The sequence below is a fragment of the Streptomyces sp. NPDC050617 genome (genome assembly GCF_040654795.1).
In the GTDB taxonomy this organism is placed as follows: Bacteria; Actinomycetota; Actinomycetes; order Streptomycetales; family Streptomycetaceae; genus Streptomyces.
In genome coordinates, this window is record NZ_JBFAIS010000011.1 from 145,781 (window position 1) to 163,004 (window position 17,224).

Below are 17,224 nucleotides of genomic sequence, written 5' to 3' on the forward strand. Positions count from 1 at the left end.
CTCGTACCTCGTACTCCGCCGCTACCCCGCCTCGACCAGCATCTTCTTCAGCCCCCGGATCACGAAGCCCGGCTTCCGCTCCGGCTCCGATACGAGCCGCAGGCCGGGCGCGCGGCGCAGCAACGCGCCGAAGACCGCGGCGAGTTCGAGGCGGGCCAGCGGCGCGCCGAGACAGTAGTGGATGCCCGCGCCGAGGCTGAGGTGCGGGATGTCGGAGCGGGTGAGGTCGAGGGCGTCCGGGCGGTCGAAGCGCGCGGGGTCGCGGTTGGCGGAGCCGAGGAGCAGCGCCACCTCGCTGCCGCGCGGCAGGTGCACGCCGCCGACCTCGATGTCGTCGAGCACCCAGCGCTCGAACAGGTGCAGCGGCGTGTCGAAGCGCATCAGCTCCTCCACCGCGCCCGGCAGCAGGCCGTGGTCCGCACGGAGCGCCGCGAGCTGCTCGGGGTGGCGGAAGAGCGCCAGCCAGGCGTTGCCCGTCGTGTGGACCGTGGCCTCGTGCCCGGCGTTCAGGAGCAGGGCGCAGGTGGAGACCATCTCCTGTTCGCTGAGCCGGTCGCCCTCCTCGTACGCGGCGATCAGCGCGCTGATCAGGTCCTCGCCGGGCTCGGCGCGCCGGGCGGCGATGAGGTCGCGCAGATACGCCGAGAACTCGGCCGAGGCCCGTACCGCCGCGCGGGCGCTGTCCTCGCCCGGGTTGAGCTCGTACATCCCGCAGATCGCGGCCGACCAGGGCCGCAGCAGCCCGCGGTCGGCGGCGGGCACCCCCAGCATCTCGGCGATCACGGCGACCGGGAGCGGTTCGGCGACCGCCGCGACCAGGTCGCCGCCGCCGTCCGCGAGCAGCCCCGCGACCAGCTCGTCGGCCGTCCGCCGGACGTACGGGGCGAGTTGTTCGACCATGCGCGGCGTGAACGCCTTGGAGACGAGGCGGCGCAGCCGCGTGTGATCGGGCGCCTCCAGGTCGAGCAGCCCGTTGTCGTTCAGGGTGTGGAAGGGCTCGTGCCAGTCGGGCGGCGCGCTGCGGCCGAACTCCTCGTGGCCGAAGCGGTGCAGGTACGTACGTCCCAGCCGCCGGTCGCGCAGCAGGGCGCGTACGTCGTCATGGCGAGGCACCAGCCACTGCCGGGAGGGCGCGAACCAGTGGACGCGCCCCCGCTCGCGCAGCTCGGCGTAGCCGGGATACGGATCCGCCGCGAACCGCGGCGACCAAGGGTCGAACGCGAGGGCTTCGCTCATGCTCCGAAAGCGTAACCGGCGAACTCGCGCCTCGGGAGTGGTGAATTCCCATTGATCTTCCCGTCGATCTCCCGCCGATCTCCCGCTGATCTCCTGCCGATCTCCCGCCGATCTCCCGCTGATCTCCCGCTGATCTCCTGCCGATCTCCCGCCGATCTCCCGCTGATCTCCTGCCGATCTCCCCCGCACCGGGCTGAATTCGTCGCGAATGCGCGGGGTTGCGCGGCGCGCGCAGCGGGCAGAAGGCCACTGCGATCCAGGGACGGCCCACGCACCCGCCCCATCGCGGGGAGACACCTTTACCGGCGAACGAGCGGACCGGCTGCCCGGCGAACCTGCCGACCAGCGGAGTTCCGCCTCGGACGGCCGGAATTCGGCACGGAGGTATCTCGTGGATCGACTGGATTCCCGCGGAGTGCGACGCGCGCTGAGGGTTCTGGGGTCGGTGCTGGCGGCAGGCGCGGTGTGCGCGGCGCTCAGCATCGCCATGACGCTCGTACCCGGACTGCGCACCACCGGCAGCGGAAACGCGGGGCAGGCGTACGGGGCCGCGGCGTCGTCCAGCGCGGTGCTGGTGCTCTTTTACATGGCGAAGACGCTCCGGCTCCAGCGGGACGAGACGACGCTCCAGCGCGAGGAGTTGGCGTTGCAGCGTCAGGAAATGCAGCTCCAGCGGACCGAATTGGAACTGCAACGCGAGGAGATGCGCCGCTCGGCCGGCGAATTGCACCGCAGCGCGGAAGCGGATCTGCGCCGGCTGCATATGGATCTGCTCAAAATGAGCATCGAGAATCCGGAACTGGCTGCGGTGTGGCCAGAGTACGCACCCGGGCTATCTACAGTACAGAACCGGCAGTACAACTACGCCAATCTCTTGTACTGTCACTACATGCTGGCCCACCGGCTGGAATTACTGGCAGAGCATGAGGTGTTCGGCCACTTGGTCGATCTCGTCAAGAGCCCAGTCTTCCGCGACTACTGGGAAGCAGGGCGCCAGGCCCGACATTCGATCGCTGTTGACACGCAGGAATATCGATTCGCCAGGCTCGTAGACGAGGCGCTAAGGGTATCCGGCCCCCAACTGCCGTAGACGCGCTTGACGACTCCGGGCCTACTGCATCCCTGGGCCACTCTCGCTCAGCGCCGCCCATCGACCCCGCACCCACACAGTGGCGCGACCGGCTGCGCCTGGAGCGGTAGCACCAATGGCAGCTCCAGATTTAGTTGTGACACTATAATTATAGTAACGACACAACTAATGGAGTCCGTCATGCCGGAAGACGCTGCCCCGCGGCGGCCATGGCTCGTGCTCGCCATCTGCTGCATGAGCATGCTGATCGTCAGCCTCGACAACACCATCCTGAACGTCGCCCTCCCCACCATCCAGCGCGACCTGCACACCTCCGTCTCCGGCCTGCAATGGACGGTCGACGGCTACACGCTCGTACTCGCCAGCCTGCTGATGCTCGCCGGCTCGACCGCCGACCGCGTGGGCCGCCGCCGCGTCTTCCAGGCCGGACTGGTCGTCTTCTCCGCCGCGTCCCTGCTGTGCAGCCTCGCCCCCAGCCTCGGCTGGCTCGTCGCCGCGCGGATGCTCCAGGCGGTCGGCGGGTCGATGCTGAACCCCGTCGCCATGTCGATCATCAGCAACACCTTCACCGAACCCCGGCAGCGCGCCCGCGCCATCGGCGTGTGGGGCGGCGTCGTGGGCCTCTCCATGGCCGCCGGGCCGATCGTGGGCGGAGCGCTGGTCGAGTCGGCCGGCTGGCGGTCCATCTTCTGGATCAACGTGCCGATCGGCATCGCCGCCCTGTTCCTGGCCCGCCGCTTCATACCGGAGTCTCGGGCGCCGCGGGCGCGCCGGGCGGACCCGGTCGGCCAGGCGCTCGTCGTCGTCCTGCTCGTCGCCCTCACCTACGCGATCATCGAATCGCCGGCCCGCGGCTGGACCTCGCCCCTCGTCATCGGCGGCGCGATCGCCGCCCTGGGCGCGCTGCTCGGGCTGCTCTGGTACGAGCCGAGGCGTACCGACCCCCTCATCGACCTGCGGTTCTTCCGCTCCGTACCGTTCGCGGGCGCCACCGTGAACGCGGTCGCCGCGTTCGCCGCGCTGGGCGGCTTCCTGTTCGTCAGCTCCCTGTACCTGCAGAACGTGCGGCGCCTCGACCCGCTGCACGCCGGGCTGTTCATGCTCCCCATGGCGGTCATGGCGCTGCTGCTGGCGCCGCTGTCCGGCCGCATGGTGGCCTCGCGCGGCCCGCGCCTGCCCCTGCTGCTCGCCGGAACGGCGCTGTGCGCGAGCGCCGTGCTCCAGGCCCTCACCTACTCCGCCCACCTGCCGACGGCCGTGCTGGTCGTCGCGTACCTGCTCTTCGGCACCGGCTTCGGCCTGGTCAACGCGCCCATCACCAACACCGCCGTCTCGGGGATGCCGCGCGCGCAGGCCGGCGTCGCGGCGGCGGTGGCCTCCACCAGCCGGCAGGTCGGCCAGTCCCTCGGCGTGGCCGTCATCGGCGCCCTCATGGCCGGACAGGCGTACGCGGACCCGGCGGCCCTCACCGGCGCGGGCCGTACGGCGTGGTGGATCATCGCGGGCTGCGGCGCCGCCGTGGCGGTCATAGGTACGCTCGCATCCGGCCGCTGGGCGCGGGCGACGGCCCGGCGCGCGGCGGAGCGGCTCGCTTCCGAGGAAACTCCGGAGGCTCCGGGGACTCCGGAGGCTCCGGGGACTCCGGAGGCTCCGGATACAGCGGCGGCCGCGGGGAGCAGGGGGACAGAGGAGACAGTGAAGACCTGATGGAGCGTTTTGACGCCGGCGGGCCCCACGCGGGCAGGCCCTGCGAGGACGGCCCCCGCGACGGGGACGGTGCCACCGCGCGGGCGGCGGCCCGCGCCTGGCTGGGGATGAACACGCTCCTGATGGAGCGCCACAACCGCCGCAAGGCCGTCGCCGACGCCCTCGGCATGAGCTTCAGCCGCGTCCGGGCCCTGCGCCGGCTCGGCGCGGGGCCGATCCCGCTGCGCGAACTGGCCGAGCGGATGGGCAGCGACCCGCCCTACACCACCGTCATCGTCGACGACCTCGTGCGGCGCGGCCTCGCCGAGCGCATTGCCAACCCCGCCGACCGCCGGTCCAAGCTGGTCCGCCTCACCGAGGAGGGCCAGGCGGCGGCCGACCGCGCCGTCGAGATCATGACCGTGCCGCCGGACGCCCTGCTCGGGCTGCCCGCCGAGGACATCGAGGCGCTCGACCGCATCGTGGCGAAGCTCCTGGAGTGAGCCGCCCGGAGCCACTCAGGACCGCTCAGGGCCGCTCAGAGCCGCTTAGAGCCGCTCGGAGCCGCCCCTCAGCGCGCGGCTCCTCAGCCGCCCGGCGTCACCAGCCCCGCCTCGTACGCGAAGACCGCCGCCTGCGTCCGGTCCCGGAGCCCCAGCTTCACCAGAATGCGGCTGACGTGCGTCTTCACCGTCGACTCGGCGACGACGAGGCGCGCGGCGATCTCGGAGTTGGAGCGGCCCTGGGCGACCAGCACCAGCACCTCCGTCTCGCGCTCGGTGAGGTCGGCGACGCGGTCCTGGGTGGGGGTGCGCGGGGTGCCGAGGCGGGAGAACTCCTGGATGAGGCGCTTCGTGACGGTCGGCGCGAGCAGCGCCTCCCCGGCCGCCACCACCCGCACGCCGTCGGCGAGCTGCCGCGCCGAGGCGTCCTTGAGCAGGAAGCCGCTGGCCCCGGCCCGCAGCGCCTGGTAGACGTACTCGTCGAGGTCGAAGGTGGTCAGCACCAGCACCTTGGCGTCCGCGTCGGCGGCGACGATCTCGCGGGTGGCCTCCAGGCCGTTGAGCTCGGGCATCCGGATGTCCATCAGGACGATGTCCGGTTTGAGGGCCTCGACCTGGCGCACCGCCTCGCGGCCGTCCACCGCCTCGCCGATGACCTGGATGTCCGGCATGGCGTTCAGCAGCACGGAGAACCCCTCGCGGACCATCATCTGGTCGTCGACGATGAGCACCCGGATGATCCCGTCCGCGCTGCGGCCGTTCCCGCCGCGTCCCTCGACCATGTCTCTTTCCCCGCCCACGCCCGTCATTCCGATTCCTCCGCGGCCTCGACGGGGATGAACGCCACGACCTCGAAGCCGCCGTCCTTCGTCGCCCCGGCCGTCATCTCGCCGCTGAGCATGGTCACCCGCTCCCGCATGCCGAGCATCCCGTGCCCCGAGCCCGGCGACGGCTTGGCCAGCCGGTTCGCCGGGCCGTTGACGATGCGCAGCCCGAGCCCGCTCATCACGTACGACACCTCGACGCGCGCCTCGGCGCCCGGCGCGTGCCGCAGGGTGTTGCTCAGGGCCTCCTGCACGATGCGGTACGCGGACAGCTCCACGCCCTGCGGCATGGTCCGCACCACGCCCGTCGTGACGTGCTCGACCGTGAGCCCCGCCGCCCGCACGTTGTCGATCAGCGAGCCGAGGGCGGCGAGCGTCGGCTGCGGGGCCTCGGGGTCGACCTCGCCGAACGCCTCCGGGTTCTCCGACCGTACGACGCCGAGCACGCGGCGCAGCTCCGTGAGCGCCGAGACGGCGTTCTCGCGGATCGTGGCGAACGCGGCGGCCAGCTCGGGCGGGGTCTCCTCGACCCGGTACGGCGCGGCCTCCGCCTGGATGGCGACCACCGACATGTGGTGCGCGACCACGTCGTGCAGCTCGCGGGCGATGGTCGTCCGCTCCTCCAGCACGGTGCGGCGCGACCGCTCCACCTCGGTGACGGCGGCCTGCACGGCGACCTGCTGCTTGGACTCGCGTACGCCGCGCAGCCCCAGCATGACCAGGAGCAGGGCGCCGAAGACGATCAGGAGGGCCAGGGTGTCCCGGGTCCAGACGTGGCCGCGGAACGGTATCCCGAGCACGACGATGAACGCGACGGTGATCCCCCACATCCCGGCGGACGCCCGCGGCCGGAGCTGGAAGGCGGCGATCAGCATCACTGCCCCGTAGGAGACGACGCCGGTCGGGGTCCACGGCCAGAAGGACTGGAAGCCCGACAACAGGGCCATGGGGACGGCCGCGGCGAGCGCCAGCCACCACGCGCCGAGCGGCCGGAGGAGCACGACGGCGAGCGGCACTCCGGTCGCGAGCATGCCGAGCAGCCCCGAGAGCCCGGGTTCGAAGCCCATGAAGGGCATGAACGTCAACAGGAAGGCCGCTGCCAGGAACACGGCGTGCGGCAGCCAGCGCGCGTAGCCGACGGCCTTTTGCGGCACGAACCGCAGCAGTGGGTGGTCATCGGCGAGCGGCGGTACCGGGCGGAACGCGAACGCGTCCGTGACCAGGTCTTCGCGGATCGTATGGAACACGCCCCGCGCCACCCGGATCTCACTGTTCGCGCCGTTCGGCCGCTGATAGGTGTCGTTCACATCAACCACGGTAAGCAGCGGAGGGGATCGTCGTCGTCCCCGCTGGTGGGGATCTGTACGGGTCCGCCTCAAGTACTACACGCCACGGCCCCGCGTCCGGTCCCGCGTCCGGTCCTGCGTTCCGGAGGGCGGCCCGGAAGCGCCTCCGAGAACGGCCAGGAGCAGGGCGAAGGCGTCCGTGCCGGGTGTGACGGGCGCGTAGTGGCCGGTGCCAGGCAGCTCGTGGAGCGTGATGTCGCCGCCCGCCGCCGCGGCCTCGGCGGCGTAGCGGCGGGAAACGTCCACGGGCACGTCCGGGTCGGCCGTGCCGTGCAGGACGACGACGGGGGCGCGGGGCGGGAGCAGCCGGGCGGGGTCGGCCTCGGGGCCCCCATCCCCCGCGCCCGCCAGCAGTCCGGCCACCGCGTCGTCGCTCAGCCGCAGCTCGCGCGCGTACGCCAGGTCCGCTACGGGCGCGAGCGCGACGACCCGGTCGACGCGCGGCCCGGCCGCCTCCCGCCAGCGGCTGCCGGCCGGGAGGCGGTGGCGGGAGGCGGCCCAGAGGGCGAGGTGGCCGCCGGCGGAGTGCCCGGCCACGACGTGGCGCGTCCCGGCCGTGCGGTCGGCGCCGCGGTCCACCGTCGCCGCCGCCCGCACGGCCCGTACGACGTCGTCGAACGTCCCCGGCCAGCCGCCGTCCCCGCCCACCCGCCGGTACTCGGCCAGCGCCACGGTGAGGCCGTGCCGCGCGAGCGCGGCGGCCGCCGGCGAGAGGTGCGCACGGTCGTACGCCTGCCGCCAGAAGCCGCCGTGCAGCAGCGTCACCACCGTGCCCGGCCCGCCGCCGCGCGCTCCGCGGGCGTCGTAGACGTCGATGACCTGCGAGGGGTGCGTGCCGTAGCGGACCGTCCGGTCGGGCGGTACGGGCGCGAGCGCGAGCAGCGCGGCCTCCTCGGCGACGGCCCTGGGCTCGGCGGTCATCGTCAGTCCGCCGCCCCGCCGCCCCGCGCCTCCGTCAGCACCTCCGCCAGTACGCGCGCGGCGCGCTCGGCGTCGGCGAAGCGCGTGTAGAGCGGGGCAAAGCCGAAGCGCAGGACGTCGGGGCGGCGGTAGTCGCCGACGACGCCGCGCCGGATCAGCTCCGCCATGACGTCGCCCGCGTCCGGGCAGCGCAGCGCGACCTGGCTGCCGCGCTCCGCGTGCGCGGCCGGGGTGATCGATTCGGCCCGGCCGGCCGGTACGTACGCGGCCACGCAGCGCAGGAAGAAGTCGGTCAGCGCCAGGCTCTTGGCCCGTACGGACTCGACGGAGACGCCGTCCCACACGTCGAGCGCCGCGTCCAGGGCGAGCATCGAGAGGATGTCGGGCGTGCCGACCCGGCCCCGGACGGCGCCCTCGGCGGGTGCGTAGCCGCTCGCCATCGCGAACGGGTCCGCGTGCGAGTTCCAGCCGGGCAGCGGCGAGTCGAAGCGCGGCTGGAGGCCGCGGCGCACGTACAGGAAGGCGGGCGAACCGGGCCCGCCGCCCAGGAACTTGTACGTGCAGCCGACCGCCAGGTCCACGCCGTGCGCGTCGAGTTCCACCGGCAGCGCCCCGACGCTGTGGCACAGGTCCCACACGACCGGCGCCCCGGCGGCGCGGGCGGCGGCCGTCGTGCCGGGCAGGTCGTGCAGTCGGCCGGTGCGGTAGTCGACGTGGTTGACGAGCACGGCGGCGGTCCGCGCCCCGACGGCGGCCGGGATGCCCGCCGCGGGCAGCGGGCGCACGGCGCAGCCGGTCATCCGGGCGGCGGACTCGGCGATGTAGCCGTCGGTGGGGAAGGTCGCGGCGTCGACGAGGATCTCGTCGCGGGCGGGGCCGCCGCCCCCGGACTCCGGACCCGCGCCCGTGTCCGAGAGGCCTCCGCCACGGGCGATGCGCACCGCGGCGACGACTGCCTTGAAGACGTTGACGCTCGTGGAGTCGCCGACCACGACCTGGCCAGGGGCCGCGCCCACCAGCCGGCCGACGCGGTCGCCGACCCGCTCCGGCGCGGTCCACCAGCCGCTCTCGTCCCAGGAGCGGATGCGCAGCCGCCCCCACTCGTGCTCGACGACCTCCGCCAGCCGCCCCGGCACGGCGCGGTGCAGCGCGCCGAGGGAGTTTCCGTCGAGGTAGACGACCTCGTCCAGGCCGTACCCCGAGAACTCCGCGCGCTTGCCGCGCAGTTCGTCGCTCTCGTCCAGCTTGGCGGCCTCGGCGCGCGGTTCCATGGCTTCCGTCCCGGTGTCAGACATGGCTGCGTGCCGTCCACAGCTCGGGGAAGACGTTCTTCGAGGCGCGCTTCTCCAGCCAGGCCACCCCGGCGGAGCCGGCGGTGCCCGTCTTGGCGCCCATCGCGCGGCGCGTGGCGAGGAGGTGGTCGTTGCGCCAGCGCCAGACCAGTTCGGCGACCTCGGTCAGGGCCTCCCCGAGCCGGACCAGCTCGCCGCCCCCGGTGACGCCGCCTTCCGCCGAGTCCGCCGCGTAGATGTCCTGCCAGATCCGCTCGACCGCCGCGTCCGGCTCGTACCGGGCGGTCGGCTCCCGGTCCAGGACCGCCGCCGGGACGGCGTGGCCGCGCCGCGCGAGATAGCGCAGGACCTCGTCGTACAGGCTCGGTTCGGCTATCGCCTTCTCCAGTTCCGCGAGTTCGCGCGGCGCGCCCCGGTGCGGTACGAGCATGGAGGCGGACTTCTCGCCGAGCAGGAATTCGAGCCGCCGGTACATCGCCGACTGGAACCCGGAGCCCTCGCCGAGCGCCGCCCGGTAGGAGTTGAACTCGCCGGGGGTCAGGTGCGCGAGCGGCTTCCAGGACGCGTTGAGCGATTCGAGCTCATACGTGGAGCGCTTCAGCGCGGCCAGCGCGCCGGCCAGGTCGTCCTCGCGCAGCGACTGGGCCGCGGTGCGCCACTCGTGGACGAGGACGGTGAACCACAACTCCATGACCTGCGTGGTCACGAGGAAGACCATTTCGCCGGGGTCGTCGGAGAGCGGCTGCTGGAGGTGGGTGAGGACGGACGCGTGCACATAGTCCTCGTACGGGGTGGTGCTCTCGGCGCCGATGCTGAGGTCGGGCTCGAAACGCGCGGCAGGGTTCTCCGGCACGTAAGGGGACGCTTCGGTTTCGCGTGACATCGCTGTCCCTTCGGTACTGCTGCCGGGTAGCGGTCCGCCCCTTTCCTGCCGGCTTCGGAGCCCCGGTCCCCTCTCGGCCCGGGTCACCGGGCCTCAGCGCATCATGCGTCGCCCCGCCGCATCCGGCAAGAGGTAGCCGCGGCGGTGCGCCGGGCCGCCCACGGGCCGCCCGGCGCACCGCCGTCGCGCCACGGCCCGCGTCAGCCGAGCGTGTCGGCGGCGGTCGGGGACGAGTCGCGCAGGAACGCCGAGCAGCGCTCGTACTCCTCCTGCTCGCCGATCGACTGCGCGGCCCGCGCCAGGGCGTGCAGCGCGCGCAGGAAGCCGCGGTTGGGCTCGTGCTCGAACGGCACCGGGCCGTGGCCCTTCCAGCCGGCGCGGCGCAGCGCGTCGAGGCCGCGGTGGTAGCCGGTGCGGGCGTAGGCGTATGACTCGACGACCCGGCCGCCCTCGAACGCCTCGTCGGCGAGCTGCGCCCACGCGAGGGAGGACGACGGGTACTTCGCGGCGACCTCGGAGGAGGCCGCGCCGGAGGCGAGCAGTTCGCGCGGTTCGGGGTCGTCGGGCAGATGGGTCGGGGGCGGTCCCCCGAGCAGGTTCTCGTGAATGGACATGGGCTCCAGTCTGCCTGGTGCGGGCGGCCGTGGGGCCGTTGCGGGTGATGTCCGTACGAGCGACCGCCCGGCGCCCGCGCCCGCCGTCGGACGCGTACGCGGCCGGGGCCGTACGGGCGGCCCGGCCGGAGCCGCGCGGGGGCCGCACGGGAGGGCCCCCGCCGTCAGTCGTCCGTGGAGCCGGGGTCGAGCGGCGGGGCGGTCACGCCGCAGTGGTAGGCGCACTCCGGGTGGCATATCGCGGGCTCCGCGGGCGCCGGCTCCCCGGCCCGCGCCGCCTCCGCGCCGCCTCCGGGCTCCTTGCGCACCGCGAACCAGCCGATCAGCGCGGCCACGACCAGCGCCCCCGCGCACATCGGCATCGCCCGCCGGAAGGTCTCCCCGAACTGCCCGGCGTCCCGGTACGCGTCCGGGCCCATGCCCGCCAGCAGCGGCAGGGCCGCCACCGCCACGAGCCCCGCCGCCCGTGCCGCCGCGTTGTTGACGCCGCTGGCCAGCCCGGCCCGGCCGACGTCCACGGAGGCCAGCACGGTCGCGGTGAGCGGGGCGACGAGCACGACCATGCCCAGTCCCAGCACGATCAGCGCGGGCAGCACGTCCCGCCAGTACCCGGCCCCGGTCGTCACCCGCGTCATCAGCAGCATCCCGGCCGCGCACAGCAGCGGTCCGACGGTGAGCGGGAGGCGCGGGCCGATGCGCTGGCCCAGCTCGCCGGAGCGGGCGGACAGCAGGAGCATCAGGACGGTCGTCGGCAGCAGCGCGGTCCCGGCGGCGAGCGCCGAGTAGCCGGCGACGACCTGGAGTTGGAGCACGGAGAGGAAGAAGAAGCCGCCGAAGGCCGCGTAGACGCAGACGGTCACCGCGTTGACCGCCGTGAACTGGTGCGAGGAGAAGATGGTCAGCGGCAGCATCGGCTCGGCCCGCCGCCGCTCGACGTACCCGAAGGCGGCGCCGAACAGCACCCCGGCGACCGCCGGGCCGATCACCCAGGGCGACGCGCCCTTGTCGGGCGCGGCGATCAGGGCGTAGGTGACCGCGCCGAGCGCGAGGGCCCCCAGGACCGCGCCCAGTACGTCGAACCGGCCGCGCGCCCGCGCGTCCCGCGTCTCCGGTACGTGCCGGAGCGCGACCGGCACGCAGACGGCGGCCAGCGGCAGGTTGATGAGGAAGACCCAGCGCCAGCCGGGCCCGTCGACCAGCCAGCCGCCCACGAACGGCCCGATCGCCGAGGCCACGCCGCCCAGCCCGGACCAGGCGCCCACGCCCCTGGCCCGGTCGTCCGGGTGGAAGGTGGCCTGGATGAGGGCGAGCGAGCCGGGGGTGAGCAGGGCGCCGCCGATGCCTTGCAGGGCGCGGGCGGCGATCAGCACCCCGGCGTTGGGCGCGAGGCCGCACAGCAGCGAGGCGAGCGCGAACCACACCACGCCGACGACGAACACCCGGCGCCGCCCGAACCGGTCGCCCAGCGCGCCGCCCAGCAGGATCAGCCCGGCGAGCGTGAGCATGTAGGCGTTGACGGTCCACTGGAGCACCGCCAGACCGGCGTCGAGATCGGCCCCGATCCGGGGCAGCGCCACATTGACGACGGTGCTGTCCAGCATCGCCATCCCGGAGCCGAGCACCGCGGTGAGCAGCACCCAGCGCCCCGCGGGCGTGCCGACCCGCACCGCGCCGGGCCCTTCGGCGGCGGGTTCTCCCGCCCCGGTGACGACGGCCTCCGGCCGCGGGCCGGTCTCCTTCGGGGGCTCCGTCGGGGAATCGCTCATATCCGGATCATCCTCGTGCCGTCCGGCCCCGGCCAGCGAAAGGGCCCGGTTCCCGGGATCAGCCGGGGACCGGGCCCTTGGGCCGCGGGGTGCGCGTACGGACGTACGCGAGCGCGCTACTTCAGCTTGGTGCCGGTCGAGCGCAGGTGGGAGCAGGCCTCGGTGACGCGCGCGGCCATGCCGGCCTCGGCCGCCTTGCCCCAGGTGCGCGGGTCGTAGGTCTTCTTGTTGCCGACCTCGCCGTCGACCTTCAGGACGCCGTCGTAGTTGCGGAACATGTGGTCCGCGACCGGACGGGTGAAGGCGTACTGCGTGTCCGTGTCGAGGTTCATCTTCACGACGCCGTTCTCCAGCGCGGTGCGGATCTCGTCCTCCGTGGAGCCGGAGCCGCCGTGGAAGACGAAGTCGAACGGGTCGGCCTTGCCGTACTTCGCGGCGATGCCGTCCTGGAGGTCGCGGAGCAGCTCGGGGCGGAGCACGACGTTGCCGGGCTTGTAGACGCCGTGCACGTTGCCGAAGGACGCGGCCAGCAGGTAGCGGCCCTTCTCGCCCAGGCCGAGGGCCTCGGCGGTCCGCTCGACGTCGGAGACCGTGGTGTAGAGCGAGTCGTTGATCTCGTGCGAGACGCCGTCCTCCTCGCCGCCGGTCGGGGTGATCTCGACCTCAAGGATGATCTTCGCCTTGACGGCCGCGGCGAGCAGCTCCTGGCCGATGGCGAGGTTGTCGTCGAGGTTCTCGGCGGAGCCATCCCACATGTGCGACTGGAACAGCGGGTTCTGACCGGCGGACACGCGCTCCTGGGAGACGGCCAGCAGCGGACGGACGTAGCCGTCGAGCTTGTCCTTCGGGCAGTGGTCCGTGTGCAGGGCGATGTTGACCGGGTACTTCTTGGCGACGACGTGCGCGAACTCGGCGAGCGCGACCGCGCCCGAGACCATGTCCTTGTTGTACTGGCCGCCGAGGAACTCCGCGCCACCCGTGGAGATCTGGATGATGCCGTCGCTCTCCGCCTCGGCGAAGCCGCGCAGCGCGGCGTGCAGAGTCTGCGTCGAGGTCACGTTGATGGCCGGGTAGGCGAACTTGCCTGCCTTCGCCCGGTCGAGCATCTCGTTGTAGACCTCGGGGGTTGCGATGGGCATCTGTCCGCTCCTTGTGATGTGCGGGTGGGTTTGTGGCCCAGACCTAGGCGTGCTGGAAATCCAGGGGCGACGTCCTCGTCGAGGCCCATCTTTCCAGACTCGGCCGATTGCTCCACACGGCGGACACTCCGGACGTACGAAACGGGCTGAGCGTTTCACGTGAAACGCTCAGCCCGCCCAAGAAGCCCCAGGTCAGAGCCTGGTGCCGGTCAGCCCAGGTCGAGATCGGCCAGGGAGTAGCCCGTGAGATACCGCAACCCGGCGTCCTCGATGGCCGACGCGGCGCCGCGGTCGACGATGGTCGCAACGGCGACGACCTCCGCGCCCGCCTCGCGGGCCGCCTCGACGGCCGTCAGCGGGGAACCGCCGGTGGTGGAGGTGTCCTCGACCACCAGCACCCGGCGGCCCGTGATGTCCGGACCCTCGATGCGGCGCTGCATGCCGTGCGTCTTCTGCGCCTTGCGCACCACGAAGGCGTCCAGCTTGCGGCCGCGCGCGGCCGCCGCGTGCAGCATCGAGGCGGCCACCGGGTCGGCGCCGAGGGTGAGCCCGCCGACCGCGTCGAAGTCGAGGTCGGCCGTCAGGTCCAGCATGAGCCGGCCGACGAGCGGGGCGGCCTCGGCGTCCAGGGTGATCCGCCGCAGGTCGATGTAGTAGTCGGCCTCCAGCCCGGAGGAGAGGGTCACCTTGCCGTGGACCACGGCCTTGTCCTTGATCTGCCGCAGCAGGTCGTCACGCACGTCGCTCATACCGATGAGCTTACGGTCATGCGTCGGGCGCTCGCGCGTACGGCCGTCCGCTCCCTCCGCCGGACATCCGACGCTCAGGACAGCGTCCGCCAGGTCCACGTCGTGGAGATCTCCAGCGGGTCGATGGGGGTGACCAGGCGCGGCAGGGTGTTCAGGCCGTTCGGCGGCCCGGACTGCGGCTCGACGCAGATGGCCTCCTGCTGCTCGTCGTAGACGACGACCCACTCGGAGCGGCTGGTCACCTTCAGCTCCAGCTGCCCCGGCCAGGTGAGCGTGACATCGACGCCGTCGGCCATCCCGAAGCAGTCGTCCCAGGGGCCCGGCTGCGGGTCGATGCGTCGGCCGGTCGGCAGGTGGTTGTCCCCGCGCTCCTCCTGCCAGTCGGGGGCGAAGTCGATCCGGGCGTCCTCGCCGCCGAGGTTCCGCAGGAACCAGGGGTGCCAGCCGGCTTGCGCCGGGAACGAGTCACTGGCCGCCTCGACGCTCATGGTGAGCGTCACCGCGTTCTCCGCCAGTTCGACCAGCTGGGTGACGCGGCCGGGGTAGGGCCAGGGCTCGGCGAGGTCGTAGGTGAAGGCGGCGGAGGAGCCGTCCTTGCGGGCCGTGCGCCAGGCGGTGTCCCGGCCGGTGCCGTGGATCGCGTGCGGCGGGGAGTTGATCGGCAGCCGATGGAGTTCGCCGCCGTTGCGGAACTCGCCCAGCTCCGTCCGGCCGCACCACGGCACCATCGGGAACGAGCCGTACTTCGCGCCCTGCCGCAGCACTTCCGTGCCGTCGATGCGGAGGCTGCCGATGCGGCAGCCGTTCTCAGGCAGAACCGTCAGTTCGGCGCTGCCCGCCACCAGTCGTACCCCGTGCGCCTGCGGCGCCGTTTCGGTCGTGTCATGGGTGCTCACATGTCGACCCTAGGGCCAGAGCGCTCCGCTCATCGCCTGCGGGTGCATCGTGGCCGGGCGCGCAGGCCCGGTGCGTCGGCTGCGGGTGCGTCGTGGCTGAGCGCGCAGTTCCCCGCGCCCCTTCCGGGCGCAGCCCCGGAGCGTCATCTGCGGGGCGTCGTAGCTGGGCGCGCAGGCCCGGTACGCCGTCTGCGGGAGCGTCGTGGCCGAGCGCGCAGTTCCCCGCGCCCCTTCCGGGCGCAGGCCCGGTACGTCATCTGCGGGGCGTCGTAGCCGGGCGCACAGGCCCGGTACGTCGGCTGCGGGAGCGCCGTAGCCGGGCGCGCAGTTCCCCGCGCCCCTTCCGGGCGCAGCCACGGAGCGTCGCCTGCGGGAGCATCGTGGCCGGGCGCGCAGGCCCGGTGCATCGGCTGCGGGAGCGTCGTGGCTGAGCGCGCAGTTCCCCGCGCCCCTTCCGGGCGCAGACCCGGAGCGTTATAGCTGGGCGCGCGGGAGTAGTTACTTTCGGCGGCGGAGTACGCGGCCTACTACTACCGCGGAGGCCAGTACTACGGCGGCGGCGGGGGCGGCCCAGCGGAGGGTGGCGGTGGAGGCCAGGGCCTCGGGGGCGGGGACGGGGGCGTAGCGGCCGCGCGGCGGGGCGTGGTCGACCTCCTCCGCGCTGCGGCCGATCATCGTGCGGCGCGCGTGCGCGGCCTCGGCCGGCGGCTCGCCGGGCGCGGGCACGGCGACGGAGGCGATGATGCTCTCCTCCTCGTCGTTCCCGAGCGGATCGCTCGGCTCCAGGACGTCATCGGTGTCGCCGACGTCGTCGGCATCGCCGACGTCGTCGGCGTCGAGCGAGGGCGGCGGGACCTCCGTCTCGAAGACGCTCGGCTTCCGCGGCGTGGCACCGGCCTCGGCCAGGTCGGCGGAGAACGCGTCGCCCCACCGGTCCAGCAGCCGCCGGGCCGCCGTCCCGGCCGTCTTGGGGTCGATGTCCGCGAGCCGGCCGCCGCTGCGCACCGTTCCCGCGCAGCTCAGCCGCGTGCCGCCGGGCGCCGCCGCCGGGGTGAGCGTCAACGTGAGCGAGACCTCGCCGGAGCCGCGCGCCTCCGTGCCCTCGCCGGTGATCTCGTACGAGCCGGAGCGCTCGGCGATGCTCAGCGTGCCGCGGTAGGTGATGGTGGAGCCGCCGATCCGCAGGCGCAGCCGCCCGGCGACCGGGCCGCCCGACGCCGGTTCGGCGTCCTCCTGGAACCCCGGCAGGCAGCGCGCGACCCGCGCCGGGTCCGAGAGGCCCTGCCGGACGGCGTCGGCGGAAAACGGAACGAACACCTCATGCTCCATAGCCACCGAGCCTACCCACCATGGCTCCGGCGAGTGCCTCGCCCGACGGAACTTTCCCGCCACGCCCCGCCGACGGCGTATACCGGGCGGCGGGGCACGGAGCGGCGGGGCGGGGGCGCGAGCCCGGACGCACGCGCGTCAGTCAGCGACCGTGAAGCGCTCGCCGATGTGCTGCGGCTTCTCGACCTCGTCGAGGAGCGCCACCGCGTAGTCCTCGGCGGAGATCCGGCTCCTGCCGTCGGCGTCGGTGACGAGGTCGTCGAGCGCGGTGCGGTACGTACCGGTGCGCTCGCCCGGCTCGATCGTCGCGGCGGGGCTGACGTTGGTCCAGCGCACGTCGCCGACGGTCCGGTAGAAGTCCAGCGCGTCACCGTGGGCGTGCATGATCTGGAGCAGGAACTCCGGCAGACCCTCCGCGTCCCAGACCTGCTTGCCGTCGGGGGTCCGCAGGGAGCCCGCGCCGCCGACCGTGATCAGCCGCGGGGCGGCGTCGCCGAGCGTCCGCAGACCGCCGACCAGTGCCCGCGCGGCGGGTTCGATGGTCGCGAGGTGGCCCGGCCCGTCGCCGCCGCCGACCGCGCTGATCACCACGTCCTGCCCGGCGGCCACGGCGGCGACCGACGCCGGGTCGAGGACGTCGCCGGTGGTGACGGTGAGCCGCTCGTGCGTCTCGGTGATCTTCGCGGGGTCCCGGACGACGGCGGTGACCTGGTGGCCCCGGTCCAGCGCCTCGCGCAGGACGCGGCTGCCGATGGTGCCGTTGGCTCCGAAGAGAGCGATCTTGGCCATGAGGGATGTCTCCTAAGCGATGGTGATGTCGAGTAAGGGGTGGTGGTGCCGCGTAAGCGGTGATGGTGCCGCGTAAGCGGTGATGGTGCCGCGTAAGCGGTGATGGTGCCGCGTAAGCGGTGATGGTGCCGCGTAAGCGGTGATGGTGCCGCGTAAGCGGT

At 73.3% G+C, this 17,224-nt stretch carries 16 protein-coding genes; 3 read left to right on the forward strand and 13 right to left on the reverse strand.

Annotation, left to right across the window (positions count from 1 at the left end; all coding sequences use genetic code 11):
* Window positions 1-21 precede the first annotated feature (21 nt).
* Complete coding sequence (locus AB0I49_RS17340; protein WP_363227793.1) at window positions 22-1,236, reverse strand: cytochrome P450; 1,215 nt, start codon at window positions 1,234-1,236, stop codon at window positions 22-24.
* A 391-nt stretch (window positions 1,237-1,627) separates the two neighbouring features.
* Here AB0I49_RS17340 and AB0I49_RS17345 point away from each other — a divergent pair, with 391 nt between their 5' ends.
* The 3 genes from AB0I49_RS17345 to AB0I49_RS17355 all read left to right on the forward strand — a co-directional run bounded on the left by AB0I49_RS17345 (window position 1,628) and on the right by AB0I49_RS17355 (window position 4,515).
* The gene (locus AB0I49_RS17345) at window positions 1,628-2,326 is read left to right on the forward strand and encodes a DUF6082 family protein (protein ID WP_363227794.1); all 699 of its coding nucleotides are present in this window, start codon (window positions 1,628-1,630) and stop codon (window positions 2,324-2,326) included.
* 180 nt (window positions 2,327-2,506) lie between these two features.
* Window positions 2,507-4,033 carry an MFS transporter gene (locus tag AB0I49_RS17350; protein ID WP_363227795.1) on the forward strand — a complete coding sequence of 509 codons (1,527 nt, stop codon included), beginning with the start codon at window positions 2,507-2,509 and terminating at the stop codon, window positions 4,031-4,033.
* On the forward strand, window positions 4,033-4,515 hold the full coding sequence (locus tag AB0I49_RS17355; protein ID WP_363227796.1) for a MarR family transcriptional regulator: 483 nt from the start codon (window positions 4,033-4,035) through the stop codon (window positions 4,513-4,515). The genes AB0I49_RS17350 and AB0I49_RS17355 overlap by 1 nt, the downstream gene beginning before the upstream one ends.
* Window positions 4,516-4,598: 83 nt before the next feature.
* Here the strand turns inward: AB0I49_RS17355 and AB0I49_RS17360 are convergent, their stop codons facing one another.
* The 12 genes from AB0I49_RS17360 to AB0I49_RS17415 form a co-directional block, all read right to left on the reverse strand.
* On the reverse strand, window positions 4,599-5,297 hold the full coding sequence (locus tag AB0I49_RS17360) for a response regulator transcription factor (protein ID WP_363227797.1): 699 nt from the start codon (window positions 5,295-5,297) through the stop codon (window positions 4,599-4,601).
* Between the two features lie 23 nt (window positions 5,298-5,320).
* Window positions 5,321-6,646 (reverse strand): histidine kinase, encoded by a 1,326-nt coding sequence (locus tag AB0I49_RS17365; RefSeq protein ID WP_363227798.1) that lies wholly within the window; start codon window positions 6,644-6,646, stop codon window positions 5,321-5,323.
* 75 nt (window positions 6,647-6,721) lie between these two features.
* The gene (locus AB0I49_RS17370; protein WP_363227799.1) at window positions 6,722-7,606 is read right to left on the reverse strand and encodes an alpha/beta hydrolase; all 885 of its coding nucleotides are present in this window, start codon (window positions 7,604-7,606) and stop codon (window positions 6,722-6,724) included.
* 2 nt (window positions 7,607-7,608) lie between these two features.
* Window positions 7,609-8,901, reverse strand: a complete 1,293-nt coding sequence (locus AB0I49_RS17375) for an aminotransferase class V-fold PLP-dependent enzyme (protein ID WP_363227800.1) — start codon at window positions 8,899-8,901, stop codon at window positions 7,609-7,611.
* A complete protein-coding gene (locus AB0I49_RS17380) occupies window positions 8,894-9,781 on the reverse strand; it encodes a tryptophan 2,3-dioxygenase family protein (RefSeq protein WP_363227801.1) in 888 nt (295 codons plus the stop codon). Before AB0I49_RS17380 ends, AB0I49_RS17375 begins: the two co-directional genes overlap by 8 nt.
* 200 nt (window positions 9,782-9,981) lie before the next feature.
* A complete protein-coding gene (locus tag AB0I49_RS17385; RefSeq protein ID WP_363227802.1) occupies window positions 9,982-10,395 on the reverse strand; it encodes a DUF3151 domain-containing protein in 414 nt (137 codons plus the stop codon).
* A 164-nt stretch (window positions 10,396-10,559) separates the two neighbouring features.
* Window positions 10,560-12,161, reverse strand: a complete 1,602-nt coding sequence (locus AB0I49_RS17390; RefSeq protein WP_363227803.1) for an MFS transporter — start codon at window positions 12,159-12,161, stop codon at window positions 10,560-10,562.
* A 116-nt stretch (window positions 12,162-12,277) separates the two neighbouring features.
* Window positions 12,278-13,300, reverse strand: coding sequence for a class II fructose-bisphosphate aldolase (gene fbaA / locus AB0I49_RS17395; RefSeq protein ID WP_363227804.1), 1,023 nt, complete (start codon window positions 13,298-13,300; stop codon window positions 12,278-12,280).
* 209 nt (window positions 13,301-13,509) lie between these two features.
* Window positions 13,510-14,049: an orotate phosphoribosyltransferase gene (gene pyrE, locus AB0I49_RS17400; protein ID WP_363227805.1), complete on the reverse strand. Its 540-nt coding sequence runs from the start codon at window positions 14,047-14,049 to the stop codon at window positions 13,510-13,512.
* A gap of 74 nt (window positions 14,050-14,123) precedes the next feature.
* Window positions 14,124-14,945, reverse strand: a complete 822-nt coding sequence (locus AB0I49_RS17405; protein WP_363227806.1) for an aldose 1-epimerase — start codon at window positions 14,943-14,945, stop codon at window positions 14,124-14,126.
* Window positions 14,946-15,443: 498 nt separating this feature from the next.
* The gene (locus tag AB0I49_RS17410) at window positions 15,444-16,274 is read right to left on the reverse strand and encodes an SRPBCC domain-containing protein (RefSeq protein WP_363227807.1); all 831 of its coding nucleotides are present in this window, start codon (window positions 16,272-16,274) and stop codon (window positions 15,444-15,446) included.
* Window positions 16,275-16,412: 138 nt separating this feature from the next.
* On the reverse strand, window positions 16,413-17,063 hold the full coding sequence (locus tag AB0I49_RS17415) for an NAD(P)H-binding protein (RefSeq protein ID WP_363227808.1): 651 nt from the start codon (window positions 17,061-17,063) through the stop codon (window positions 16,413-16,415).
* Window positions 17,064-17,224 lie beyond the last annotated feature (161 nt).